Genomic DNA, 23,193 nt, shown 5'->3' on the forward strand with positions numbered 1-23,193 from the left:
CGCACAGGGACGACCACGACGTCGTCCGGGCCGCCGACCGTGCAGTGGCCGCTGACCACCGACCGAACGAGGACCGATGCCGAATCTGCGGATGCGCTGCACGACCACCGAGTCGGTCTACGACTGGCCCGAGGGCGGTCCGTACGACGGGGAGGCGACGTTCACTTGGAGGGTGCCGGGCTACGGCTCACACGCCTCCGACGATGACCAGGTCCAGCACTACTCGAACACGGCGCTGTGCGGGTTCAGCTGGGCGAAGGGCGACAGGCCGCGCCGGGTGGAGGGTCTGCCGGAGTGCCGGCGCGAGGTGCAGCTCGGTGCCGATCGGCCCCGCGGCGCCTGGTGACAAACGCCGCGCGGATACGCGTAGCCGCCGGGTGGCGACGAGTGGGTACGGCGCTGGTTACGATGCGCAGCGACCTGACCCCGGCAGTTGCGAGACACCGTTGGCGAATGTCTTGTGCCAACGGAGGTTGGTGATCACTAGGTTTGTGCCATCAAAGCTGAACGGCTGCGCGAAGGGGTGAACGTGGAGGACTCGCAGGTCGTCTTCCGCTTGGAGCTGGGCGTAACCGGGTTCCGCGACCGGGGTGACCCGCCCCTGCCGAGTGCCGATCCCAGAACATGCCGTGCCGCCTGGTATGCCGCAGCGCGGGCTGCGGGCGGACAGGTCGAGGACTTCACGGAACAGGAGTACCCGCAGAACTTCCACAGCGCCACGATCAGTGATTGGGACGGCACACACATCGCGCTGTTCCACGCTCACTACCCGCTGATCGCCTTCGTCGGAGACCGGCGCTACTGGTACACCGATGAGTTCCAGGAACCTCCCATTTGGGCCACCGTCCTCACCGACGTCGGCTTTGTCGTCTTGAGCGCAGCACAGCTCCTGTCGCCGCTGGCGGAGTCGGACACCTCTGCTCTGTCTGAGACGGAGTGGCACCAGATCAAGTACTGGCGGCCGGAAACCCTTGGCGCAACACTCTTCAACTCATGGGACTGATGGCCGGCCCGCGTTGGACGCGGTCCTGCCGCGTTCTACCGGGCAGGCCGGAGGGTTGCCAGATGCGACGTGCGAGTGCAGGCTCTTGGGGTGTCGGTCCACCATGCGTTGAGGCGGTGGAAGTTCATCGCGGCCGCGGTGAGCTGATGCTGTAGCCGCGTCTTGGACAGGCCGTGATACCGGCATTCCCGCAGACCGAAGGCTCGAACACCTTGGGAGATGGTGCCTTCGACACCAGCCCGGTGTGCGTACTGCTCTTTCCCCTCCTGAGTGTCCTCCTGGGTTCGTGCCTGCTGAATCGCTTCATACTCCGCTTGTGGGCGAAGGGTGATCCGAGTTCGCGGGCTGCGGCGAGATCGGGAAGCTGGGGCTTCGGCGGGACGCTCGGCGTGTGGCCGGGGGCCTCCGGGGTGATCGTCACAGTGTGCCGCCAGCTTCGCTCAGATTGGGAAGGATGCCTGGAACGCCAGCCGCTCGTCGGCCTCTTCGCCGATGCGGGAGAGGACTTCGTCGAGCGCCATGAACTCCTCCCAGGCCGCCTGGCCGGTTGCCTCGGCAAGCCGAGCCACGATGAGATCTTCCAGGTCTGGAATGCGCTTGTTCTTCCAGATCTTGTCGGCGAGGCTCACCATGAGATCTTCCAGACCGACACTCGGCTCCGTCCACGATGCATGTGTCGCGGCGAAGCGAGCGAGCTCCGAGCTGACGCCGCGGCCGAGCAGAAGAGTCCGTCCCGCCTCCTCGTGCGCCGCGCCGGGCTCGGAAAGCTCGGAAACGTGCACCGACTTCCCGATGTCGTGTGTCGCGGCCCCGAAGAGCACCGCCTCGCGGTCGAAGTACAAGGCGGGACAGTGCCGCTCGATCCAGTCGACCAGCTGGTGTGCGACATCGTGGACGGCTCGCAGGTGGGCCGCCAGTCGCGGCGGGCACTCCAACTCGGACATAAGCTCCGCGACGCGATCCGGGAGCGGCAGCAGAGCTGGGTCGACGGTGCCACTCATGGCCCTCGACAACAAGACGGTGTCGGTCATCACCGCGTCAGGGTACTGGCCACTGCGTCCTTTTGTGTCGGCCCTGTTCTCGTATAGCTATGGTCAGGTGGCGTGTAGCCCTGTGTAACGACCAGGGTGTGGCATTGATGGGCCTTCAGCGTTGGGGTCCGGGCTCCAGGGCGCTGACGCGGTTCTCGTACTCGCGGCGGGCCTTGCGCTGGGCAGGGACGGCCGGGGTGCCCTGGGTTCCGTCGAGCGGTTGGCAGCGGTCGAGGAGCTGACGGTGCACGGCGGGGACGGTGGTGACGCGCAGGGTGTAGCCCTGGCCGCGCCGTACGGTGACTCCCTGGTCGAGCGCGGCGCGCTCGGCGGGCTCCAGCTCGGTGGTGTGGAGGTAGTCGGCGACCTTGCCCGGCATGTCGAGGGTGACCGGCAGCTCCGGGGCGGGCGCGTCCTCCTCGACGGCGGCGTGGTCGGGAAGCAGGTCGGCGACGGCGGTTCGGATCGCGCCGCGGCTGACCCGGTGGTCGCGGGCGAGGGCGGCGATGGAGCGGCCTTCCAGGTACGCCGTGCGTACGGCGGCGGTCTGCGCGGCCGCGACGGCGGGGCGCCGGCCGCCCTTGCTGCCCTTGGCCTCGGCGGCGCGCAGTCCGTCGTACGTCAGCTCGCGCTGAAGGTCGCGCTGGAGTTCGCCGGCGGCGGCGAGGGTCTGCACCATGAACTTCACGGTGGACAGCAGTTCTCCGGTGCGCGGGTGGCGGGCGGTGAGGTCCATCGCGGAGAACGCGCCGTCGTGGATGCGCAGCGCGAGACGGTTGCGGTGCAGTACGTCGAGCACGTCGAGGATGTGCTGGTTGCCGCGCACGAGGCGGAACATCTCGGAGATGTGCACGGCGTCGCCCGGCCGCGCGTACGTCAGCAGCTCGCGGAACTTCGGGCGCTGGAGCGGGTGGAGACGGGGTGTGACCGAGATACGCGTCGAAGGGGCAACGGGATGATCTTGGAGCCCTGAGCGCCCGTCGGCCGTCACCCATTCGGCTCAGTGTCGTTGGTGGTGATGTTGAGCGTCGTCTGGGGCCTGGGGTGGGTTGTGACATCGATTGAACGGACTGCGTATCCGCGGTTCAAGCGGCTGATCACCGCGCATGAGCTGCATCTGTTCTTTTCCCCGAGCCGCGATGAGCTGGAGTGGGCGGCCGATGCCACGGACTGCGATGAGCATCTGCTGGCCCTGCTGCTGATGCTGAAGTCGCACCGGCGTATGGGGTGTTTCCCGGCGTTGGAGGACGTCCCGGAAATGGTGGTGGACTTCGTCCGGCGGGCGGTGGAGCTGCCGGAGGGCACGCTGCCGGTGTACCGGGCGGAGCGGACCGCCAAGCACCACCGGGGCCTGGTCCGCAAGCAGGCTGGCGTGAGGTACGACCAGGCCAAGGCCCGGGGGATCGTCGAGCAGTCGATCCGCAAGGAGGCCGCGGCGAAGAACCGCCCGGCGGATCTGATCAACATCGCGCTGGAGAAGGTGGTGGAGGCTGGGCTGGAGCTGCCGGGGTTCTCGACCTTCGACAAGATGGCCTCGAAGATCCGCACCGAGGTGAACGCCTCGATCTGCGCGGGTATCCACGACCGGATGAGCGCTGCTCAGCGGGCGGGGCTCATGCGGCTGCTGGAGGACCGTGACAGCGACGGGACGACGCTGTTCAACCGGCTGAAGAAGCCTGCCAAGGGCCCGACCTGGTCGCACTTCAAGAACCTGACCAAGCGTCTGGAATGGCTGGACGAACTCGGCGACACCGACGTGTGGATGGACGGAGTCGCCGCGGGGAAGGTCACCGGCTTCGCCGGAGAGGCGGACGCGGCGGACGCGGCGGAGCTGCGGGACTTCGTCCCCGTCAAACGCATCGCGCTGGTCGCCGCCCTGACGCACAAGGCGAGGATGCGGGTGCGGGACGACCTGGCGACGATGTTCTGCAAGCGCGTGGCGACGAAGATCAAGAAGGCCAAGGCGGAGCTGGAAGAGATCCGGCTCGCCGAGCGGGAGATCGGCGAGTCCCTGATCGGGAACTACCGCACCGTGCTCAAGCACATCGACGAGGGCGGCCCGGCCCAGGAGGCTCTCACGAAAGCCGCAGCCATGACCGCCGAAGTCCGCCAGGCCCTGGAGGGTCTGGACGAGGAGGCGTCGGTGGACGAGGTCGCGACGCGGCTGGAGGGCAGGGTCTCCCCGGCGGTCCTCGCCCTGGTGAAGGCCCAGGTGGTGCAGGCAGGCGGGTTCGGCGCGGTCACCCGCGCGGTGGACGGCTTCGGCGGATTCGCGAAGCAGTACGAGCAGATCGAGAAGGTCTCCGCCCACCACGGCAATTTCTGGGAAGTGCTGCTGTACGGGCAGATCGGCCGAGACCGGGCGGTGATGTTCGACCTGGCCGACAACGACAAGCTGACGTTCACCGCGACCAGCGAGGACAGCCGGGTGCTGGACGCCCTTGCACACGCCCAGCGGCACCAGGCGGCCCGCGGCGAGTACATCACCGCCTTCAACGAGGAGGGCAAGGAGGTCGACATCTCCTTCGCCACCCAGAACTGGCGCAAGGCGGTGGTCGACAAAACCCGGACCGGGCAGTTCGTCCGCAAGCACTTCGAGGCGATGGTCTTCACCGCGCTCGCCGAGGAACTGCGCACCGGCGACGTCGCGGTGGTCGGCTCGGAAGAGTACGCCGACTGGTCCGAGCAGCTGCTGGCCTGGGAGGTCGTCCAGGAGACGCTGGGGTCCTACCTGGTGGAGGTCGGCCTCGCCGAGCCGGGCGAGAGCGCCGAGTTCAACGCGAAGTTCTTCCGCCGACAGCTGGAGGACAAGCTGCGAGGCGCCGCCGCGGCGGCCGACGCCGGGTACCCGGAGAACGACGGCCTGGTCATCGATCCGGAGACGGGCATCCCGTCACTGAAGGCGTTCAGGGCGGACGGTCAGCGGCCCTCGGCGAAGCGGCTGGAACAGGAGATCAAGGAGAGGATGCCGGAACGTTCCCTGATGGGGATCGTGGCCCGGACCGCGTACTGGGTCGAGTGGTGGCGCCGTTTCGGCCCCCCGTCCGGCAACGAGCCCAAGCTCACCGACCCCTTGGGCCGCTACGTGATCGTCACGTTCGTCAAGGGCACCAACATGGGCCCCTACGAGGCCGCCCGGCACATCCCCGGCGTGAGCAGGCACGAGCTGTCGTACGTCGCCAACAAGCACTTCTCGATCGTGCTGCTGAACGAGGCGGTCGCCGACCTGGTGAACGCACACGCCCGCCTCGACATCTCGCAGGCGTGGGGCGACGGGACCGCCGTCGCGGCGGACGGCACCCACATGGACACCTATCTCGACAACCTGCTCTCCGAGACGAGCGTCCGGTACGGCAAGCCGGGCGGCATCGCCTACCACCACGTCTCGGACACCTACATCGCACTGTTCACGCACTTCATCCCGTGCGGGGTGTGGGAGGCCGTCTACATCATCGAGGGCCTGCTGAAGAACACCAGCGACGTGCAGCCGACCACCGTGCACGCGGATACCCAAGGCCAGAGCTTCCCTGTCTTTGCGCTCGCCCACCTGCTGGGCTTCGACCTGATGCCCAGGATCAGGAACTGGAAGGAACTGACCTTCTACCGGCCCTCCAAGCAGACGGAGTACGTGCACATCGACGCCCTGTTCGGCGAGCCGGGCAAGAACGTCATCGACTTCGACCTGATCGAGTCCCAGTTCCGCCACCTGATGCGCGTGGCCGTCTCCGTACGCGAGGGCACCATCTCCTCCTCCACGCTGCTCAAGCGGCTGCGGTCGGGGTCGAGGAAGAACGCCACCTACGCGGCCTTCCGCGAGGTCGGCCGCGTGATCCGCACCGTGCAGCTGCTGCGCTACCTCACCGACGCGCCGCTGCGCCGACGGGTGACCGCGGCGACCAACAAGGTCGAGTCGTTCAACCGGTTCTCCCAATGGATCGGCTTCGGCAACCGCGGCGTCATCGCCGACAACGACCCCATCGAGCAGGAGAAAGCGATGAAGTTCAACGCGCTGCTCACGAACGCGGTCATCTTCCACAACGCCCTGGACATCGCGGAGATCGTGCGGCAGCTTCTGGAGGAGGGATGGGAGATCGACCCGGAAGACCTGGCGCACATCTCCCCGTACCTGACCGAACACATCAACCGGTTCGGCGAGTACAGCACCCATGAACTCGGCATCCAGCCCGACGCGTACGACCCCAAACTCGACGTCGACTTCGCACCGCTGCGCGAGCAGGATCTGACAGCCGGCCTCGGCCAGGCCGCTTGACCGACCGCGAGTCTTCTATGCGGGCATGGGCCGTACAGCCGAAGCGGCGCCCGAAGCCATGTGGCTTCGGGCGCCGCTTTTCGTGGTGCAGTGTCAGACGCAGGTGGGTGCGGTGTAGCGCCGCACCGCGACCATCAGGCCGAAGGCCAGGGCAAGGCCGGCGAGGTGGGAGCCGCCGTGGACGGTCTTGGCGGTGGCGCCGGCGAGGTCCTCGTGGGTGATGATCTAGCCGGAGGCGTAGCAGGTGCTCCAGACGATCAGCATGGACACCACCAGAATGACGACGCGCGCACCGACAGGGAGCCACTCGGGAGTTTCTGGAGCTGGAGGGCAGGGCAGGCTCTCCCAGTTTGTCGAGGAGTTCCTGCAGGAAGTTGGCCTCTCTCTTTGAACACGGTGAAGCCCCCGCCTGCTGAATCGCGGACGGGGGCGGTAGTGAGCCGGGGCCTCAGCAGTCGGCGCGGAGGCTGTAGACGGGATTCCAGTTGCCCCTGACGGGACCGTAGTTAGCCGGCGTCGTGTAGATCACGGTGCCGCTTGAGCCGAACATCTTGACCTTGCCGTTGTTGGGAAGGCGGTTGTTCCAGTATCCGCCTCCGCTCCAAGGCATGCCCGCGGACATCCCGCAGTACAGGACGAGGCTGCCGCCACTATCGCTGGTGGCGCAGAACGCGCCGGACACGGTGCACGATGCCGCCGCCGCGCGGCTGGTGTTGGGGTTGTCGGTCGCGATGGCGCTGGTGGCGGTGCCCGTCAGCACAGCGGCCGAGGCAGCGAGAACTGAGACTGTATTGCGCATCTTACGCATGTATGCCTGCTTTCGCAGTGGTCCGGTTGTCCTTCAGGGTCACCCCGCTGTGTTGAGAGTGATTTATCGACGCAGCGGGCTGTGCCATGGCGACCGTTGGGCCAGCCAGGCACCACACAGACTGCTGACCATCGATAGGCGAAGCAACGAGAGTCGGCTGTCCCGGACAGTCGGCAACTGTCCGGGCTGGTCCGGGCCTTGTCCGGATCGCGTCCCGGACAGAACTGTCGCAGTAAATGCCGGATTTACTGCGACGGAGCCCCTACCGTGATCATCGCGACCTGCGGCGGGGCATTCCGGCCGCCGGGGCGAGGTGTACGCATTTACTGCGGCAGCACCGGGAGGGCGGAGCGGGCATGACGATCGAACCGGCGACCGAACTCGGGAGCGGGGGCGCGTTGCGGTTGCCGCGCGCCCGCGTCGTGCCCATGTCCGCCCCTCCCGCGTCGTACACCGCGGCGGTCGAGCGCTACCTCACCGGCGCGGGCATCGCGAAGTCCTCCGCGCGTATCTACCGGATCTCCCTGACGACCTGGGGGTGGATGCTCACCGGCGAACCGGCGCCGACCGGCCCCGCCCGCCGCGGCGCGAAGCCGCCCGTCTTCCCCATCGCCTCGATCGACGCCCCGGCGCTGCCCGAGGTGCTGGCCGAACTGGCGGCAGCGCGGGCGGACGAGATGGACGCCGACACCGTCAACCGGGAACTGTCCATCGCCCGCAAGGCGATCGGCTGGTGGCAGCGCCAGGGCTGGATCGACGGCGATCCGACGATCGGCATCGAGCGGCGGCCGGCACCGCCGGACCGCACCAAGGCTCTCGCGGAGAACCAGATCGCTGCCCTGTGGCGCCTCGACGTCGCCCTGCGGGAGAAGACGCAGTGGAAGATGCTCTACGAGTCCGCCGCACGGGCCGACGAGGTGCTGTGCCTCAACGTGGAAGACCTGTACCCGCAGGACAAGCGGGGCAGGATCACCGCCAAGGGTGGGGCGACCGAGTGGATTCACTGGCAGTCCGGCACCGCCCAGCTCCTGCCCCGCCTCATCGCCCGCCGCACCCGCGGTCCGCTGTTCCTCACCGACCGCAAGGCCCCGGCCGGAACACCGACGCTCGACGTGTGTCCGGAGACCGGCCGGGCTCGGCTCTCCTACCGCCGCGCTGAGGAGATCTTCGAGGAGAACACCCGGCTGCTGGCCAACCCCCTCGCCTCACCCGACGACATCGAGGACCTGGACGGCTGGACGCTCCACCGGCTACGACACAGCGCCCTCACGCACGACGCGGAAGACGGCACCTCCACCCCGATGCTGCTGGCCCGCTCCCGCCACGCCTCCGTCCGCTCCCTGGAGCGATACGCACGGCCCGGCGTCGACTCGGTCGCCCGGCACGTCGCCGAACGCGACCCCGCTGCACGTCGCCGCACATAGATCCGAGCGCATCAGGGCTTCAAGATCATCCCGTTGCCCCTTTGACGCGTATCTCGGTCAGACCCCAACGGGGAGTGCTGGCCGGCGCCGACCGCGCGGCCAAGCACACCACCCATCGAAGCCGCCCACAACCGGCGCAGCCCCGCCCGTGAGCGACAATCCCCTATCCATCAGCGAACTGGAACTTGCAGGTGAGAGGGTGCGTTTGTGGCATCTTCCCAACAGCGGCAGAAGCTGTGCTGAGCGCTGCGTAACCGCCCGTACTGCATCCCTAGTTGTGGTTGACGACCTGGTCCGTCTGGCGCGAGAACCGCTCGACTGATTGAGGTGGGACACTCAGTCGGGATGTGACGATCTAGGGAGTTCAAGGCATGGCAGCACGTGCCCTCGACGGACCGGTTTCGGCAGCAGCCCCACGTGGGCAACAACTCCTCGACCGCCTGAATCAGGCAATCGATGCCCAGCGCCGACCGGCGCAGAAGAACATCGCCCGGGCCCGTCGGCGGAACCCGCAGGCGACACCAGCACAGGTCATCCGCGACCTGGAGCGGAAGTACGTCAGGGCCTTTGCCGGGAGAGGCGCCGTAACGGGAGCAGCTGCGGCCACGCCCGGTCTCAGTACGGGATCCGTCTCGGCCGGCGAGGCTCTCTCGTCCCTTCAGCTGAGCACCCTCTTCGCGCTCTCGATCGCTGAAGTCCACGGAGTCCCCGACGACGAGGACGAGCTCCTGCGAATGACCGTGGGGGGAATCGTGCTCGACGGGATCGGCTCGGCCACCATTCCCAGGGTCGCTGCACGTACCGGACGACACTGGGGACGTCAGGCGGTCGCCAGGGTGTCTGTCGCCACGGTGCATCAGATCAACGGCGTCATGGGACCGAACTTCGTCACGAAGTACGGGACCAAGGAAGGGATCGTCGTGCTCAGCCAAGTAGCACCGCTGGGTTTCGGTGCCGTGATTGGTGGGGGCGCCAACGCTGCTCTCGCCGCTCTGCACGTGTGGGCCGCTCGTCGCGCATTCGGCCCACCCCCGACGTCGTGGCCATCGCCGATGCGCGGTACGCCGCTCACGTCCGAGGCCTCGCTCGGCTGACCCCCTGGTGCGCTTGAAACACGTCGTCGCCGACTCCAATGGCGGAGCCAGCCACGACGCAGAACGCGCCGGCGCATCCGGCGTCGGAGGGCGGGCGCCGTATTCGGACGGCGCCAGCCTGTCGCAACAGATCTGAACGACCGGTGCTGACGTGCCGGGCGTGAATCGTGAGCCCTACGGTCGGTGATGTTCCCGCCAGGCGCGGCATAGTGCGTTGAACTCCTCCTGGCGTTCGGCGAGAAGGTCCTGAGGCCGTTGCAGGTGGCAGTCCAGGATGTGCACGCCGGCCTGGAAGGGTTCGAAGCCGATCCGCTCCCATACGCGGCTCAGTTTGGCGGCGGCTTCGCGATGCTGGGCATCGGTCAATTCGCGGCCGTCGGCAGATCCGGGCTCGCACGCCACTGCGACACAATCCTGCGAGAGGCGGCGGATGGCGGCACCTGCCAGTACCGCGCCCAGGCCCAGCCCGCGCCACGGTGGTTCCAAGATGACCCGGTCCATGACGAGCAGGTCGCCGACGGGGTGCGCGAGCGCGGTCTCGAAGGCCGGCTCCCACCGGCCGTCAGCGACGTCCAGCACCACCTCGCCGATGCGGGAGACGTCCCCGGTGTAGGAGTCCATCGCCTCCCATGGATGGTCCGGGCCGAACATCCGCACCCGCACGAACGACATGCGGCCCACCGTGACGTCCTGGACCGCGTCCAGCGCCTCCTGATCCATGTCGCTGTAGGCGGCCAGCTCCTCCGCCAGGACGTCCGCATCGATCCGGGCGGACACCTCCCACACCTCCAGCGTGTTCTCGAACTCGTACGCCTGGACAGGATGTTCGTGGTGGTAGACGAGACTGATCAACGACGGATCGACGGGCAGCTGGGCAATCTGGGGAGCCAAGAGGGTCACCGTGCCAGCGTAGTTCTGTGCGGTCGGCACCCGCCGGGAAACAGCGGGCTCTCACCGTCGGCGAGAGCCCGCGTGCAGCACCCGACGTCGAAGTACGACACCGGATCTCTTGTGCACATGCGTCTCACCTCTTGACGCAGGTCACGAATCGGACAGACGGTAAGTCTCGCGCCTTGCTCCACGGGAAGGGGACCGCATGTCCTTCACCTGGCGATACCTCGTACGCCCCGACGGCGACTTCTGCCGTATCGGCAACCTCGACGGCAGTCTGGACAACGTCAGCGACGAAGAACTAGCCCGCCTACACCCCTCCGATCGTGAGGAGGATCAGCCAGCCCGGCCCTGTTCACGGTGTGGAGGCGAACTCCTTCTGCACTGGCATGGCCCCCTCATGACCCGTGTGTGGATGGAACTCTGCCCGGCCTGCGACGTGCACCGCCCCGCTGCCCGTTCCTTCATCCGCTGGTACCGCGATGCCGACCGCGACCCGAAGGCGCTCCCCCAGTTGTTCGAGGACTGGGAGACCGAGACCATGCACGCCCACGGCTGGGCGCGCGCCCAGGAACCCGAGACGCCCTCCAGTCCACCTACCCCGCCCGGCCTCACTCCGCGTGGACGAGGCTGAACGCGACGTCGGAGACGTCTTCGAGCCCCGCGGCTAGCAGCACGGCGTTGTCGGCGTGAGCCGTGCCATCGTTGCCGTACGCCAGCGGGCCCCGGCCGTGGCCACGGCAAGGGGCCGCACCGCGTAGGAGACGGCTGTCCCGGCTCATCTCTCGGGAGCCGGGACAGCCGTCAGCACCTCGGGGACACGAGGTCCCTGATGATCCGGCCCGCCCAGTACGCGGCAGCCCAGATTGGCACCAGCCACAACCGCACACGCCGCGCGATCCTGCTGGCCCTCCTCGGCCTGGTGCGCTCGCCCACCATGGACAGGACGATGGGGGTCCGTCGGTGGGTGTGGTAATGCCCACGCGGGAACATCGATTTCGGCCGTTGATCCGCCGTGGCGTCGTACGTCGCGTTTGCCGGTCCGGCAGGTCAGTCATCGTCCGGAGTGGTCCCCACCCATGCCACGGGCTGCCCTTCGGAGTTGGTCCCCAGGTGCGGGTACTGCGCTTCGTGCCCGACATCCAGCACGCAGATCCTCCCCCACCTGCCATGCTTGCCCGGACACGATCGGATCAGAACGTCGAGGTCGGCCTCTTCGACCGCTCGGTCGTACCGCTCCTGTAAACGCCGGAGCATGGGGCGGAGCTCTCGCGCCATGGAGGCTTCCAGCTCGTCGATCTCTTGTCTGAGGCGCTGAACCTCGGGGGCCGACATCACGGCGTGCAGGGCCGTCTCGGTCTCCCACTGCGCGCGCTGCCGGGTGAGCGTCTCCCGGCGCTGCGCCTCTTCGTTCGCCACTGCGTTCTCTCCCTCGGTTCGGGCCTTGCTGGTGGTAGCCGTTGCCTGCTTCCCTGGATGGCTGCTGGGCTACGGGCGCCGGTCGGCTGCTGCAGTGGGGCAGGCGATTGCTGGGAACGCCGCCGTGTGCCCGCCCGCGGTGAACGTGATCGCGGCGGGGTGCTGGGCCCAGAAGGGAGAGACAACGGCCGCCGCTGTGGGTGGTGGCCCATGACGTGGATTCCCCTGCTGCGCCGGGCGGTTCGACTGCTTCGTACGGGCTGCTACCGGACTTCAACGGTGTACGAGGCGCCGGGGAACTCCCAGCCGTCGGTGCCTTCGCCGATGTCCTCGACGATGACGTCGTCGACGAAGTGGTCTTCGAACTCGTCGCCGGTGAGCTCGCCGGCGAGCCAGAGCTCTTCGATCTCGTCCCAGTGGCCCCGGCTGCCGTCGATCCGCAGAGGCGCGGCGTCCCGGGTGCCGCGTGTCCGTTCGTCGTCGCCGGTCCTGACGACGCCGCTGATCTCGTACTGGCCCCGCGTGATGTGGTCGGGGAGCGGGTCGGCGGGGACGATGGCCACGTTCTCGTAGGCAGTGTGGATGAGGTCGCGGTAGCTGCGGCGGATGTTGTACTCGGGGTCGGACAGCCAGTTGAGCAAGGTCTTGGCCGTCACGTCGAGTCCCGCCTCGTCCAGGGCCTGGTAGCCCCGCTGGGTGCCGGTGAGCTGGGAGAGCTGTGCGTGCCAGTGTTTGGCGTGGTAGGTGGAGAGCCGGTGGCGGGGGGTGACCTGGGCGCGCAGGAGGTTGTTGAGGGCGGCGCCCAGGGAGTCGCCGCGGCCTGTGGGGCCGGCCATCAGTCGTCACCTTCGGGGATGATCTCGCCGGGCTTAACGAACTTGGCCTTCACTTCGCCGAAGCCGGTCCCGATCCGGTACGTGGCGGGCGCGGTGCCGTCGGGCGCCCAGAAGACGGCCGCGTCGACGTTGCGCAGTGCGAGGAGCTGGTGGCCTTGCTGGACGGCCCTGAAGGCCACGCTCCAGTGCCGGACGGACGCCTCGGCGACCATGCTCATGCGCCAGTCCGGCCGCCAGAATGGGGACCGCTGGGAGGGGCGCTTGGGCCACAGCAGGCGCAGTGCGATGGACAGCCGGGTCTTGTAATCCTTGTAGGGGGCGCCGCCGACCTGGACGAGCTCGGTGCGTGCCTTGCGGGTGGCCTCGTAGAAGGGCTTGAACAGTGACTCGTTGGCCTTGCCCGTCCAGGAGTCGTGGATGGTCGGCATCGCGGCGAGGTGGTTGTCTCGTGCGAGCTTCACCAGCTGCTTGATGTGGGGGGTGGTGACCCACACGCGGCCGTCCTCGTCGGGCCGGTCGATGATCCGCCCCAGCGGGTGGGGCATGTCGGCGCGGTTCCACTCCGGGATGTCGATGAGATAGATGCCGGCCCCGGCCTTGTCGTATGCGTCGAGCGGGCCGGTGTGCAGCAGCTTGTTCGGGGCGAGGGGAACGGCCGAACAGGCGGAGGGGAAGCTGCCGTTGCGGTCGATCAGGCACAGCATGCCCTCGCCGAAGGAGTCGGGCACCTCGAACTGGTCGCGGCGGACGCGCTTCCCGTTCGCCCGGATGTGCGGCACGCGGGTGGCGGTGGCGTCGGGGTGGACCCAGCGGGGCTCGCCGTCCATGTGCTCGCTGATCAGCGGCCACGGGCCGCTGTCCCGCTCCTCCTTGCGGATGACCGGGACCGGGTGCATCTTCGAGCGGCCGACCGCGTCCTTGAGGATCTTCAGGGCCGGGAAGACGTGCCCCTCGGGTTCATCCTCTTCATCCCCCGGCTTCAGACCGTCCTCGCCGTCTTCCTCATCCTCCGCCACGTCTTCCTGAGCCTGTCCGCTGTCCGCCGAGGCGTGGACAGGGGCACCGGCAGCAGTGGCTTGACCGGCACTTCCGGTGATGTCGGCGGCCGTGGACTCGGGCGTGCCGTAGGGGCGCAGCGCGGCGGCGAGGCGCCGGCCTTCGGTGTGGTCGGGGAACCGTAGTCCCGCATCGGCCAGGGCGCGTAGGGGTTCGCGCAGGTCGTCGAGGTCTTTCGTGTGGCTGTCGGTGAGCGCGGTGCGCAGGGCGGCGAGCAGGCGGGTCGCCTCGGCGGGCAGGCCCTGTACGGCGCGGGAGGTGAAGGGCAGGGCGGCGGCGGCCAGTTCACGGTCGATGTCGCGGCCCACCGCCTCGCCGCCGCCAGGGGTGGGACGGTCGGCCGGTGCTGCGGGGGCGGCATCGAGGAAGCGGGCGCGCGCGAGGTCGGGGCGCAGGCTGGCGCGGCCGATGACGCCCAGGTCGCGTTCGGTGACCGTCACCGTGGTCAGGGTCGTGTCGGCGGCGGTGGTGAGGGTCAGGACGACGTCCGCGTCCAGCAGGTTCACCACGGCCGCATCGCCGGTGTCCACGACCGCCAGGACCGGCACGTTCTGGGTGTGGGCGAGTTCGCGCAGGACCTGGCTGGCAGCGGGCAGCTGCTCCCCGGACAGGGGCAGGCGCGGGTTGCGGGCGCGCTGCAGCCGGTCCACCACGACCAGCGCGAGATCGTCGGCCAGCGGCGCGGTCTCGGCGATGGCCTCGGCGGTCAGGTCGGCGCCGTCGTCGATGAGCAGGGGTGCGTGGCGCAGGCGTTCGACGACGTCTTGCTCGTGCGGGGTGAGGGTCCCGCTTTTGAGGCGGGCGTAGTCGCCGCCGGCTTCGGCGGCGATGATGCGGCGGGTGATGTCGGCGCTGTTGGGGCCCGAGGCCGCGTACAGGACGCGGCCGCCGCGTTCGAGGGCGGTGTGGCGGGCTGCGGCCAGCCCGATCAGGCTGCCGCCGACCTGTGGTTCGGCGGCGACCAGGACCAGGCGGCCCGGGTGCAGGCCGCCGGTGGCTTCGTCGAGGGTGGCCAGGCCGAAGGACAGGCCGGGCACCGTGGCCGAGGCGAGCACGTCGCCGATGGCGTCGCCCAGGGTGGCGAGCCGGCGTCCGGGCTCGCGGCTGGGAGTGGGCTGGCTGTTCACCGCACCTCCTGCGGTTGCCGCGTCCTGCGCGACGGGATGGGACGGGGCCGGGCGGGGCGAGGCGTCGAGGGACAACAGGACGGCGACCGGCGTCGTGTGACGCTTCAGCACCTGGGGCCGGCCCTGGGCGGCCGCGGTGATCAGATCGCCGAGTTCCTTCTGCGCGGAGCCCAGGGAGTGGACGGGCAGATCGTTGTCGTGCGGGCGCCGGGCGGCCGGGAAGCGGTCCAGGGGGGCCAGCAGGGCGCGCACACCCCGGTTGTCGATCACGGTAGTGGTGGCGTTCGGGCCCTCGGCCAGCCGCACCAGGGCGTGCAGTTCCCCGCGGGCCTCAGACACGTTCCTGACCGCCGCAGTGCCGTCATTCCCAGATGGCTGCCTCATCCTCACCTTCCCCAATTCACCACTATCTTAGCGTTAATTCACCATCGATAGTGACACAATCCACTATCTCAAGCATAGAAAATGTGCACCTCTGGGTCCTGTTGGCGCCATATGCCGAGGCCGGGCTCATCCGGTGCATATTCCACCCCGTAGGCATGGAGGGCGGAGACGAGAGGGCGTGTCGCGGTGTGTGGGCTGGCGGGTCGGGGTGCCGTAGCCGATCAGGAGCGGACAGCAGGAAAGCCGGGACACCACCGGTCCCGGCCTCCGCTTTGCACTTGTCCGCAGACGATCACACCCGCCGAACCGGCGGGCTCAGCTCCCCGTCGGCGACTGCTGCTTTGCAGGCTGCTCCTTGTACGCGACGTGACCGATGGCGGAGTAGGCCGTGCTCAGCTGGCCGTGGAGCTCACCGGCGAGGTCCTTCGCCGCGTCGGAGGACTCCGTTTCGGCCGTCACCGCGAGGACGATCGGGGCCTCGTCGAGGAGCTTCGCCGTGAGGGACTCCAGGCACGGGGCGCACTGCTCGATGCGCGCGCCGATGAGCGCGGACGCCGTCCTCATGTCCGGTGCCGTCTCGACCCCCCACCGGCTAGGGTCAGCCGGCCGCAGGTCCTCGTGGGAGGGGCCGCTGTCATGGTGGTGAAGGGTGCCGGCGTTGGCCGCGGTGTACGCCGCGCCCCGAGTGCGGCTCCTGTTTCTCGCCCGGCTCTTGCGGCCGTGGCTCTTGGTCATACGGCTCTCGCTTTTCCCGCGCCCGGCCCCATGACCCGATGCGCGACGAAGAGCAGCATGCGGAAGGCTTCAACAGCTGTGCGGCTGTTCGGAGTTGATGAACGCCTCGCACTGATGCTCACGGTCCGGACCCCGTCGTACGGGGCCCGCGGGCACCTCTGCCGTGATGCGCCCCGGTCATGGGCCAGGGCACTGGCTTGGGCCGATGCGTCGGCCGCTGCCCAGTAGCCTACCGGTCCGCCACCGCCACCGGAACCGACTCCCGAATCACTCTCAACCGGCGCGGGTAAGAAGAGCGAGCAGATAATCCGTGCGCCGTCCTCCGAGCACGGGCCTACGCTCCTGCCATGTACAGCAGCGCCTACGCCCGCACGCGTCCCCTCGATCCCAACGGCGGCTTCCGGCTCGGGGTGTTCGACACCTCGGTGCTCACCTCGGACATCACCGCCGCGCTGAAGCGGGGCAAGCCGTCCTCGATCCTGGCCGGGATGCGCTACGGGACGCTGCGCGGCTTCATCCCCCACTACGTATGGGCCGAGGTCCCGCGCGTACTCGCCGACCGCAGACACGAGGGCGGCGACTTCGACCTCGTGAAGGCGGAGCGGCTGTGGTGGGGGCAGTACGTACCGCTGCTGCACGTCGTGGATGTGAACGGACTGCCCCTGACGGAGGCCGCCGACAAGCTCGCCCAGGAAGACCTCAGCGACGTCGGCATCCTCCAGCTCGCCGGAGTTCTCGCCCCTGTTGTTCTCCTCGCCGCCGACCGCGATCTGATCCGCCATGACGTCGCCGTCCGGGACTGGCCCGCCCTGCGGGCCGTGCTCGGGAAGATCGGCGCGGCCGAGCATGCGGTGCGGGGCAGCACCGCCGCGATGGAGCTGTCCGGACGCTCCCTGGTCGAGACCGCACGACTGGCACGTGCCTACCCGATGGCCACCGGCGCCCTGTCGGTCGCCGCCGGTATCTACGTGTACCGCAATCGCGCCCGACTCCCCCGGGCCCGCGCAACACTCTCCAAGGCCGGCATGGAGGTCGTGCAGTTTCTCGCCGAGCCGTTCGCCCGGCACGAACTGCACACGGCGACTTGGATGAAGGCCGAACGAGGCGTCCCCGGAGACGACGTGCTCTCCCTCGTCGCCCGGCTGCTTGCCCGCGAGCCCACGCCGATGACGCGCACCGACATCCTCTCAGCCCTTCCCGCCGCCGCACAGCGCCCGCACCGCCGACAGATGGACGGACTGGGCCGCCTCCTGCACCGCTTCCCCGCCTTCCACCAACCCGCCCCCGGGAAATGGCAACTCGGCAGGGCCAACATGCAGATCACCGCCCCGCCCTGGGCATAACCGTGCCCACCGACACCACGTCGGCGGGCACGTCTCGGCTACTGGTGGCAGGCCTCCTGTTCAGCGCGGAACGATCAGCGGATCGCCCGTCACGAGGCTCTTTGCCCCGTATGGGTCGGCGAGCAGTTTCTGCGTTGCCCCTTGGGCGTGCCAGCGGGCGGCGGCCGCACTCGGCGCACGGCCCCCCTTGTAGAGCACGGGGGTGCCGTCCTCGCGTTGCCAGTCAAGGGACCATCCCCACAGTTCGATGGCCCCGGCCTGGCTCCACAACGGGCGCCCGTCGAACGGCATGGAGTCGACCTTGGCCCACACCAGCACGTCGGTTCCCGGCACCGGAACTCGCGCGCTGGCACAGAGCTGGTCGACTCCGGAGGCCTGCCACAGCAGAGGGGTGGGGAGCACATTCACCGCCGACAACTCTGCCGCGTACGCGATCAGATCAGCCAGGTCCCACACCAGGGCCAGCGTCAGTGCGGCACGCTGCGGCGGCGGCCACGCTCCGGGGGTTTCCAGTAGCAGGACGTCCACGGCGTCGCCAATTCGGTCTTCGTTCAGCCGGTTCTCAGCCTCGAACTCCGCCATCGACCTCACCTGGAACTCACGGCTTCCGGCCGTCGCCTCCTCCACGAGTTCCAGTGCCAGAGCGACCATGTCGTGGTTCACCGACAACGCGATCCCCACCTCCCGCAGCTGCTCCGGTGCCAACCGCTCCACCAGTTTCTGCAGGTGACCCGCCACCGCCGTGTTCGCCTTGCTCAGCCAGGGCAGCTCATCAGGGTCCGCCGGGTGGCCCCACACGTGGGCTGCCTTCCACAGCCCCCGCAACTCCCGGACGTCGTCCACACCCTCAAGGCGCTCGGTGAAGTCCAGGGCCGCGTCGACCACGGCGAGGGTGGTCGTGTTCTGCTCAGCGCCGGGCCGACNCACGGCGAGGGTGGTCGTGTTCTGCTCAGCGCCGGGCCGACCGGCGAACCGGCACAGCGCCGCCGAGCGGTCGGCGGCCGGCCCCAGCACCAGGCTGGCGTTCTCGAATCTCTTCGCCATCGTGCCTTCTCCCATCACGGTCACGTGATCCGGTTCTCCTCGGAGGGGCCTGGTCACAGCCGGTCGGTGAACTCGCAGTGCGCGTGCACGACGAGCAGGCGCGAGAGGTCAGAGGGTGTCGCACCGGTCAGGTCGAGCGGCCCGTACAACAGGGCCGATCCCCTCTGGCGGGCCGTCTCCAGCCATGCGGCAGACACCGGCTTCAGCTCCGGGGCGGTCCACAGGATGACGTCGTACGCATCGGGGCGCCATTCCGAGGGAGGCCGGTCGGGCAGGAGGGTGGCGTCCAGCAGCCGGACGATGCCGAGCAGAGCGCCGCTCACGCTGTCGACCTTCAGTACCCACGCCGGATTTTCCTCGGGCAGAGCCTCGGGAAGGTAGGGCTCCCAGGCCAGGCGCTCGCGCAAGTCGTCGTATCCGGCTTCGGGGGTCTCGGGGTGCGGGAACAGCCCGAGGGAGGCGACGCGGCCGGACCCGGTCAGTGTCATGTCGGCGCGGACGCCGTACTCGGCAGGGTGAGCGAGGCCGGAGAGATCGAGCACCGTGCCGGGGTCGGCTTCTCCGGGATCGCTGCCCGCGACGGTGAAGGTGAAGTGCGGCGCGTCCTGCGGGCCGGTGTCCTGGCCACGCATGAGGCTGGGGTGCTTGTGTCCGTAGAACGTCCACAGGTCCAGCGCGTCCTCCAGGAGCGCCGAGCGGTCGGCACGGTTCATCATCTCGACCCCGGTCAGCATCATCCGGCCGTCGCCGCCGTGGGCGCGAGACTGCTGGACGAGGCGGAAGAACCTCTGGCTGGCGGCGGAGGCGAGGCTTCCCGCATCCGGCTCGGTGGCGGCGTGCAGGGTGTAGACGGACCCGGCGGTCACCGCGAGGACGATCGGGTCCTCATCGAGGAGCTTCACGGCAAGGGCCTGCTGGCACAGGACGCATCGCTCGATGCATGCGCCGATCAGCGCGGACGCGGTCCGCATGTCCGGCGTGGTCTCGACGCCCCACCCGCTGGGGTCGGCCGGCTGCAGGTCCGTGTTGGAGGGGCCGCTGTCGTGCTGGTGGAGGGTGCCGGCGTTGGCGGCGGCGTAGGCGGCGCCCCGGTTGCGGCTGGTGTTCCTCGCCCGCCTCTTGCGGCCGTGGCTCTTGGTCATGCGGCTCTCATTTCCGCGCTCCGGTCCCATGATCCGATGCGCGATGAAGAGCAGCATGCGGACGGCTCAACGGCTGTGTGACGGCCGGGAGTTGATGTACACCTCGCACTGATGCTGCACAGACCGGATCCCTCGCGTGAGGGGCCGCGGGCACCTTTGCCGTGGTGCGCCCCGGTCATGGGCCGGGGTGCGGGCTTGGGCCGATGCGTCGGCCGCTGCCAGCAGCGTACCGGTCCGCGGACGGGTGCGGGAGGCGACCGCCAAGGTTGCGGGCGGTCAGGTTGCGTGAGCCTCGGGGCCGCCATCGTCACCTCGGCGGCAGCCCGCACGGGCCGCGGTGATGGCTGCGTTGCGGACAGGGCCGGCTGACGCGGTCGATCCATCGTGAGCAGTAGAGGGTGAACATCCCCTCGGACGGGATGGTCCAGAGCGCTTCGTCCTGTTCCCGCTCGTTCTCGGGCGGCTGCTCGGTGACACGGACGATGCCGCCTTCGGCGAGGTTCAGTTCGATGTCGCTGTCGAAGAGGATCCGGTAGGGAAAGGGGGTTACGTACGTCCGAACCAGCGTCACCCGGCCGAGCGTTCCGGCCGGCACCCAGTAGGGGACGCAGTAGTCCGCCGGCTCCGCTCCCGGTCCCTCCTCCGCCTCCAGACCGTCGTCCGGGTACGAGCCCCGCAGCTGACGTCGAGCCTCCACTCGGTCGCCCACGTCCAGCGTCAGGGAGCCCACCCGTACTCTGCGGACCAACTCCAGCCGGTCCTCCAGCGAGAGCGTCTCCAGGACGTCGTCGAGCCTTGTCGTTGTCCGCGCGTCCTTCCCCGGAGGACTGCTGCTGGTTCGCGATCCCGTGTTGGACGGGTGCGGGAAGGCGTAGCGACGCTGGTGGGGCAGCGGGAGTTCTTCGTCGCCGTGCGGGCAGCAGGCGCTGTGGACGCAAGGTACGGTCACCGGCTGGCCGACCTGGTGGGGAGCGAGGCGAGCGGGGACCGATGTCCCCTGGGAGTCGTATGAACAGCCGACCAGTCGATGCGGCGGCTTCGGGTGAGCCGGTCCAGATCGGCCTGCCGGTAGAGGCGGACCTGGGTGTGGTGCCGGCCCTCGACGATCTCGCAGTGGGTGAGCAGCCCAGCCCGTACGAGGTGGTCGAAGTCGCTCTCCCGCACGCCGAGGATCTCGGCGGCAGCGTCACGCATGTGGAGTCGGCCCGAGGCCGAGGCACGTTCGACTTTGCGGCGGTCGCGGAAGGTCTCCAGGGCCAGCCCGCAGTAGAGCGGGCGGTCCCGATACTCCCCGACGACGGGCAGGTGCCCGCGGCGGGCGAGTTCGGCCGCCGTACCGGCGTGGACGGTGATCGAGAAGCGGTCGGCGAGGTGTTCCTCCGCGCGGGTGGCGCCGACGTCGGGCATGGTGCCGACGGCCTGCCGGATGGTGTCGATGCGGGCGACGGCGTCGTCGAAGACGGCGGCCGACCACCGGCCGGCGGCCACGTCGTAGCCGGGGATGAGCCCGAGGCGCTGCGCGCGGGTGAACTGCCACAGCGCCAGACCGGCGCGGTCAGGGAACTGCAGGGGGCCGTACGACTTGAGGGCAGTGGTGGTCACGTCACGCCTCCAGGTACGAGTCGACGTACGGGTCCCCGGCGTCGCCGTGGTCAGCCTCGGCCTCCCGGCGCGCTTCGTCCTGCGCTTCCCAGACCAGTTCCTGGTATTTGTCGTCGTACGGGTCGTACGGCTCCCGGGCCTCCTCGGCCATCTCCTCCCAGTAGGCGGCCTCCGACTCGGCATCCTCGTCGGCCCGTTCCTGCGGGGTGAGCGCGGCGCGGCGAGCGTCTTCCTGATCCCGCCGTGCCTGCGCCTGCGCCTCGTAGTAGCCGGCCCAGACGAGCACGGCATCGTTGGGCCCCCAGCTGCACCCACTCCAGCCGTCGACGTGATAGTGACCGGCCGCGCGGGCGCATCGGCCGCCGTCGATCGGGTGAGCCATCCCGTTACACACGAGGACGAGTTCCTTGGAAGGCTGCCAGGCCGCCGTACGGGGTCCGCGGCGCAGCTCGGCGAGGACGTCGGGGAACCGGCGGCCGGTGGAGCTGGCGATCTCCCGGGCCTGGCGCTTGAGGTAGTCGCTGCCTGATTTGGTCACGGTCGTCTCCAAGCGGGACCCCACGCTCCCCGCCGGACGTCGCATGAATGTGCGCAGCCGGACAGACGGATCCTTCGGGTGGTGCTGCGCGGGACCCGACCTCAGTCCTTGTCCGGCGGCGCTGCCCCGGTGCGGCGTGGGCGCGGGGCAACAGCGGAAACGGCGGTTCGCGGCATGCCGTTACTACGGACATCTACCGTACCTGGCGGTGCTGACAACCGGGGCACGTCTGCGTCGCGGCCGCCGGAGCGCCAGTGCCACTCAGGCGGCCCTAAGGTGCTGTGTGCGCCCGGGAGCGGGTGAGCCGGTCCGCGATCCAGTCCGGGAGCTGGAGGATCGGGACGTCGCGGGTGATGACGTAGAGCGTGCCGTCCACGGCGGATCCGGGTCCGATGAGGTACCCGCCGCTGCGCTGGCCGGGACCGCGGACGTCGATGCCCGGCCCGAGCGCCGTCCGGCCCCGGGAGACGCTGGGGATGGTGCAGTCGCCGGAGACACGGAAGTACAGGTGCAGGCCCCCGCTCGGAGTCTGCACCGTCAAGGTGTCCGGCCACTGCTCGCCGAGCCGGGCAGCGAGTGCGGCGAGCACGGCCGGGCCGTCACCGGCGACGTCCAGGTCCAGGCCGACCACACGCGAGGCACGGCAGCCGACGCCGATGTTGTCGTCGGCCCGCGACCTCCTAGTGGAGACGGCCCGGACGACACTGCCCGACGCCGACGGTTCGGACGAGGTCTAGCGCGAGCGGGGGGGGAGATGGGCCGGGAACTGTATCGGGAGGTACTGCCGGAGGTCGTCCGACGTGTGCTTGCTGATGTGTCCGAGGGAGCGGTGAACGAGGCGCTGCGGCACGTGGGTCGAACCCGCCGTCTGGAGTAAAGCACCCTCGGTTATCCAGCGTCCTGGCGTTGGTCCAGGAGTCCGAGAAGATTGACATGGTGCAGGTCCAGGCTTTCCGCGGCATGCCGCCTACTGGTCGCGATCATGGACTCGGTCGGGTAGTTCGGAAGCCTGGAGGTGCTCCATACGCTGGTCACGCGGTCCAGCTCGGCCAGGATCTGGCCCAGCACGTATTCGGCCTGCATGTCCCATGGCCAGGTCGACACGATGAAAAGCTCCACTTTGAGAGCCCCAAGTTTGCGCTGCACCTCGTCCAACGTCGCGTTGGGCAGCTCATCAACCGTGCCGGGAAGCTTGCGGTGGTCGGTGTGCTTTTGGGTTTCGTTCCTCAGATGGCTGTCGTGCATCGTTGCCTCAATGCCCTCTTCCCGAAGAAGATGAGCCAGAGCTGCACAGGTGTCGATATCGACGGCGTCGGCGGTGACGAGAGCTCCCAGGGCTGCCGAACATGCAGATGCCAGATGGAGTCTGTCAGGAGTCACGGTGACATCGAGCCTTTTCCAGCCTGACGGTGCTGGCCGCGTGTTGGACAGATCGGTGGAACGACG

21 protein-coding genes and 1 pseudogene are annotated in these 23,193 nt (G+C 68.9%); 7 read left to right on the forward strand and 15 right to left on the reverse strand.

The annotated features are described in order from the left end of the window. The first annotated feature begins 76 nt into the window (after positions 1–76). Complete coding sequence (locus KM933_RS36060) at positions 77–346, forward strand: hypothetical protein (RefSeq protein WP_221360880.1); 270 nt, start codon at positions 77–79, stop codon at positions 344–346. A gap of 183 nt (positions 347–529) precedes the next feature. Then, positions 530–1,003: a hypothetical protein gene (locus KM933_RS36065; RefSeq protein ID WP_308013658.1), complete on the forward strand. Its 474-nt coding sequence runs from the start codon at positions 530–532 to the stop codon at positions 1,001–1,003. Positions 1,004–1,038: 35 nt separating this feature from the next. On the opposite strand, the gene KM933_RS40800 is transcribed toward KM933_RS36065, so the two are convergent. From KM933_RS40800 to KM933_RS36080, 3 genes are all read right to left on the reverse strand, one after another. Then, entirely contained in the window at positions 1,039–1,437 is a 399-nt protein-coding gene (locus KM933_RS40800; RefSeq protein ID WP_221360914.1) for a transposase, read from the reverse strand. A gap of 6 nt (positions 1,438–1,443) precedes the next feature. Further along, entirely contained in the window at positions 1,444–2,034 is a 591-nt protein-coding gene (locus KM933_RS36075; RefSeq protein WP_221360882.1) for an HD domain-containing protein, read from the reverse strand. Positions 2,035–2,149: 115 nt separating this feature from the next. After that, a complete protein-coding gene (locus KM933_RS36080; protein WP_308013659.1) occupies positions 2,150–3,025 on the reverse strand; it encodes a recombinase family protein in 876 nt (291 codons plus the stop codon). Positions 3,026–3,085: 60 nt separating this feature from the next. Between KM933_RS36080 and KM933_RS36085 the strand changes: the two genes are divergently transcribed. Beyond that, complete coding sequence (locus tag KM933_RS36085) at positions 3,086–6,304, forward strand: Tn3 family transposase (RefSeq protein WP_221360884.1); 3,219 nt, start codon at positions 3,086–3,088, stop codon at positions 6,302–6,304. A 448-nt stretch (positions 6,305–6,752) separates the two neighbouring features. On the opposite strand, the gene KM933_RS36090 is transcribed toward KM933_RS36085, so the two are convergent. Continuing rightward, entirely contained in the window at positions 6,753–7,112 is a 360-nt protein-coding gene (locus KM933_RS36090; RefSeq protein ID WP_221360886.1) for a hypothetical protein, read from the reverse strand. A 356-nt stretch (positions 7,113–7,468) separates the two neighbouring features. Here KM933_RS36090 and KM933_RS40020 point away from each other — a divergent pair, with 356 nt between their 5' ends. Next, a complete protein-coding gene (locus tag KM933_RS40020; protein ID WP_260334689.1) occupies positions 7,469–8,536 on the forward strand; it encodes a tyrosine-type recombinase/integrase in 1,068 nt (355 codons plus the stop codon). A gap of 371 nt (positions 8,537–8,907) precedes the next feature. Continuing rightward, positions 8,908–9,630: a hypothetical protein gene (locus KM933_RS36105; protein ID WP_221360888.1), complete on the forward strand. Its 723-nt coding sequence runs from the start codon at positions 8,908–8,910 to the stop codon at positions 9,628–9,630. A gap of 174 nt (positions 9,631–9,804) precedes the next feature. Here the strand turns inward: KM933_RS36105 and KM933_RS40025 are convergent, their stop codons facing one another. Further along, positions 9,805–10,521 carry a hypothetical protein gene (locus tag KM933_RS40025; RefSeq protein WP_260334690.1) on the reverse strand — a complete coding sequence of 239 codons (717 nt, stop codon included), beginning with the start codon at positions 10,519–10,521 and terminating at the stop codon, positions 9,805–9,807. Positions 10,522–10,726: 205 nt separating this feature from the next. Here KM933_RS40025 and KM933_RS36115 point away from each other — a divergent pair, with 205 nt between their 5' ends. Continuing rightward, a complete protein-coding gene (locus KM933_RS36115; RefSeq protein WP_221360890.1) occupies positions 10,727–11,155 on the forward strand; it encodes a DUF6300 family protein in 429 nt (142 codons plus the stop codon). A 416-nt stretch (positions 11,156–11,571) separates the two neighbouring features. Here KM933_RS36115 and KM933_RS36120 read toward each other — a convergent pair whose 3' ends face one another. The 4 genes from KM933_RS36120 to KM933_RS36135 all read right to left on the reverse strand — a co-directional run bounded on the left by KM933_RS36120 (position 11,572) and on the right by KM933_RS36135 (position 15,907). Continuing rightward, on the reverse strand, positions 11,572–11,940 hold the full coding sequence (locus KM933_RS36120) for a hypothetical protein (RefSeq protein ID WP_221360892.1): 369 nt from the start codon (positions 11,938–11,940) through the stop codon (positions 11,572–11,574). A 263-nt stretch (positions 11,941–12,203) separates the two neighbouring features. After that, positions 12,204–12,776: a hypothetical protein gene (locus KM933_RS36125; protein ID WP_221360894.1), complete on the reverse strand. Its 573-nt coding sequence runs from the start codon at positions 12,774–12,776 to the stop codon at positions 12,204–12,206. After that, a complete protein-coding gene (locus KM933_RS36130) occupies positions 12,776–15,298 on the reverse strand; it encodes a DnaB-like helicase C-terminal domain-containing protein (RefSeq protein WP_308013660.1) in 2,523 nt (840 codons plus the stop codon). The genes KM933_RS36125 and KM933_RS36130 overlap by 1 nt, the downstream gene beginning before the upstream one ends. A 360-nt stretch (positions 15,299–15,658) precedes the next feature. Then, a complete protein-coding gene (locus tag KM933_RS36135; RefSeq protein ID WP_221360898.1) occupies positions 15,659–15,907 on the reverse strand; it encodes a hypothetical protein in 249 nt (82 codons plus the stop codon). 518 nt (positions 15,908–16,425) lie between these two features. On the opposite strand from KM933_RS36135, the gene KM933_RS36140 reads away from it, so the two are divergent. Next, positions 16,426–17,421: a PIN domain-containing protein gene (locus KM933_RS36140; protein ID WP_221360900.1), complete on the forward strand. Its 996-nt coding sequence runs from the start codon at positions 16,426–16,428 to the stop codon at positions 17,419–17,421. Between the two features lie 1,097 nt (positions 17,422–18,518). On the opposite strand, the gene KM933_RS36145 is transcribed toward KM933_RS36140, so the two are convergent. The 6 genes and pseudogenes from KM933_RS36145 to KM933_RS36170 form a co-directional block, all read right to left on the reverse strand. Beyond that, positions 18,519–19,607: a hypothetical protein gene (locus tag KM933_RS36145; RefSeq protein WP_221360902.1), complete on the reverse strand. Its 1,089-nt coding sequence runs from the start codon at positions 19,605–19,607 to the stop codon at positions 18,519–18,521. A gap of 307 nt (positions 19,608–19,914) precedes the next feature. After that, positions 19,915–20,556 (reverse strand): hypothetical protein, encoded by a 642-nt coding sequence (locus KM933_RS36150; RefSeq protein WP_221360904.1) that lies wholly within the window; start codon positions 20,554–20,556, stop codon positions 19,915–19,917. After that, entirely contained in the window at positions 20,553–21,209 is a 657-nt protein-coding gene (locus KM933_RS36155; protein ID WP_221360906.1) for a hypothetical protein, read from the reverse strand. Before KM933_RS36155 ends, KM933_RS36150 begins: the two co-directional genes overlap by 4 nt. A gap of 1 nt (position 21,210) precedes the next feature. Next, positions 21,211–21,747, reverse strand: coding sequence for a hypothetical protein (locus tag KM933_RS36160; protein ID WP_221360908.1), 537 nt, complete (start codon positions 21,745–21,747; stop codon positions 21,211–21,213). A 271-nt stretch (positions 21,748–22,018) separates the two neighbouring features. Continuing rightward, positions 22,019–22,438: pseudogene (locus KM933_RS36165) on the reverse strand (bifunctional DNA primase/polymerase); the annotation flags it as partial. A 197-nt stretch (positions 22,439–22,635) separates the two neighbouring features. Then, positions 22,636–23,193, reverse strand: a 558-nt coding sequence (locus tag KM933_RS36170) for a hypothetical protein (RefSeq protein ID WP_221360910.1), incomplete at its 5' end; no start/stop codon positions are given.

The organism is Streptomyces beigongshangae, from assembly GCF_019710745.1.
Lineage (GTDB): Bacteria > Actinomycetota > Actinomycetes > Streptomycetales > Streptomycetaceae > Streptomyces > Streptomyces beigongshangae.

Bases quoted from the DNA above. Each gene is read 5' to 3' on its own strand.
- KM933_RS36060 (WP_221360880.1), top strand. From the start codon at position 77: ATGCCGAATCTGCGGATGCGCTGCACGACCACCGAGTCGGTCTACGAC.
- KM933_RS36075 (WP_221360882.1), bottom strand. From the start codon at position 2,034: ATGACCGACACCGTCTTGTTGTCGAGGGCCATGAGTGGCACCGTCGAC.
- KM933_RS36090 (WP_221360886.1), bottom strand. From the start codon at position 7,112: ATGCGTAAGATGCGCAATACAGTCTCAGTTCTCGCTGCCTCGGCCGCT.
- KM933_RS40020 (WP_260334689.1), top strand. From the start codon at position 7,469: ATGACGATCGAACCGGCGACCGAACTCGGGAGCGGGGGCGCGTTGCGG.
- KM933_RS36105 (WP_221360888.1), top strand. From the start codon at position 8,908: ATGGCAGCACGTGCCCTCGACGGACCGGTTTCGGCAGCAGCCCCACGT.
- KM933_RS36115 (WP_221360890.1), top strand. From the start codon at position 10,727: ATGTCCTTCACCTGGCGATACCTCGTACGCCCCGACGGCGACTTCTGC.
- KM933_RS36125 (WP_221360894.1), bottom strand. From the start codon at position 12,776: ATGGCCGGCCCCACAGGCCGCGGCGACTCCCTGGGCGCCGCCCTCAAC.
- KM933_RS36135 (WP_221360898.1), bottom strand. From the start codon at position 15,907: ATGAGGACGGCGTCCGCGCTCATCGGCGCGCGCATCGAGCAGTGCGCC.
- KM933_RS36140 (WP_221360900.1), top strand. From the start codon at position 16,426: ATGTACAGCAGCGCCTACGCCCGCACGCGTCCCCTCGATCCCAACGGC.
- KM933_RS36145 (WP_221360902.1), bottom strand. From the start codon at position 19,607: ATGACCAAGAGCCACGGCCGCAAGAGGCGGGCGAGGAACACCAGCCGC.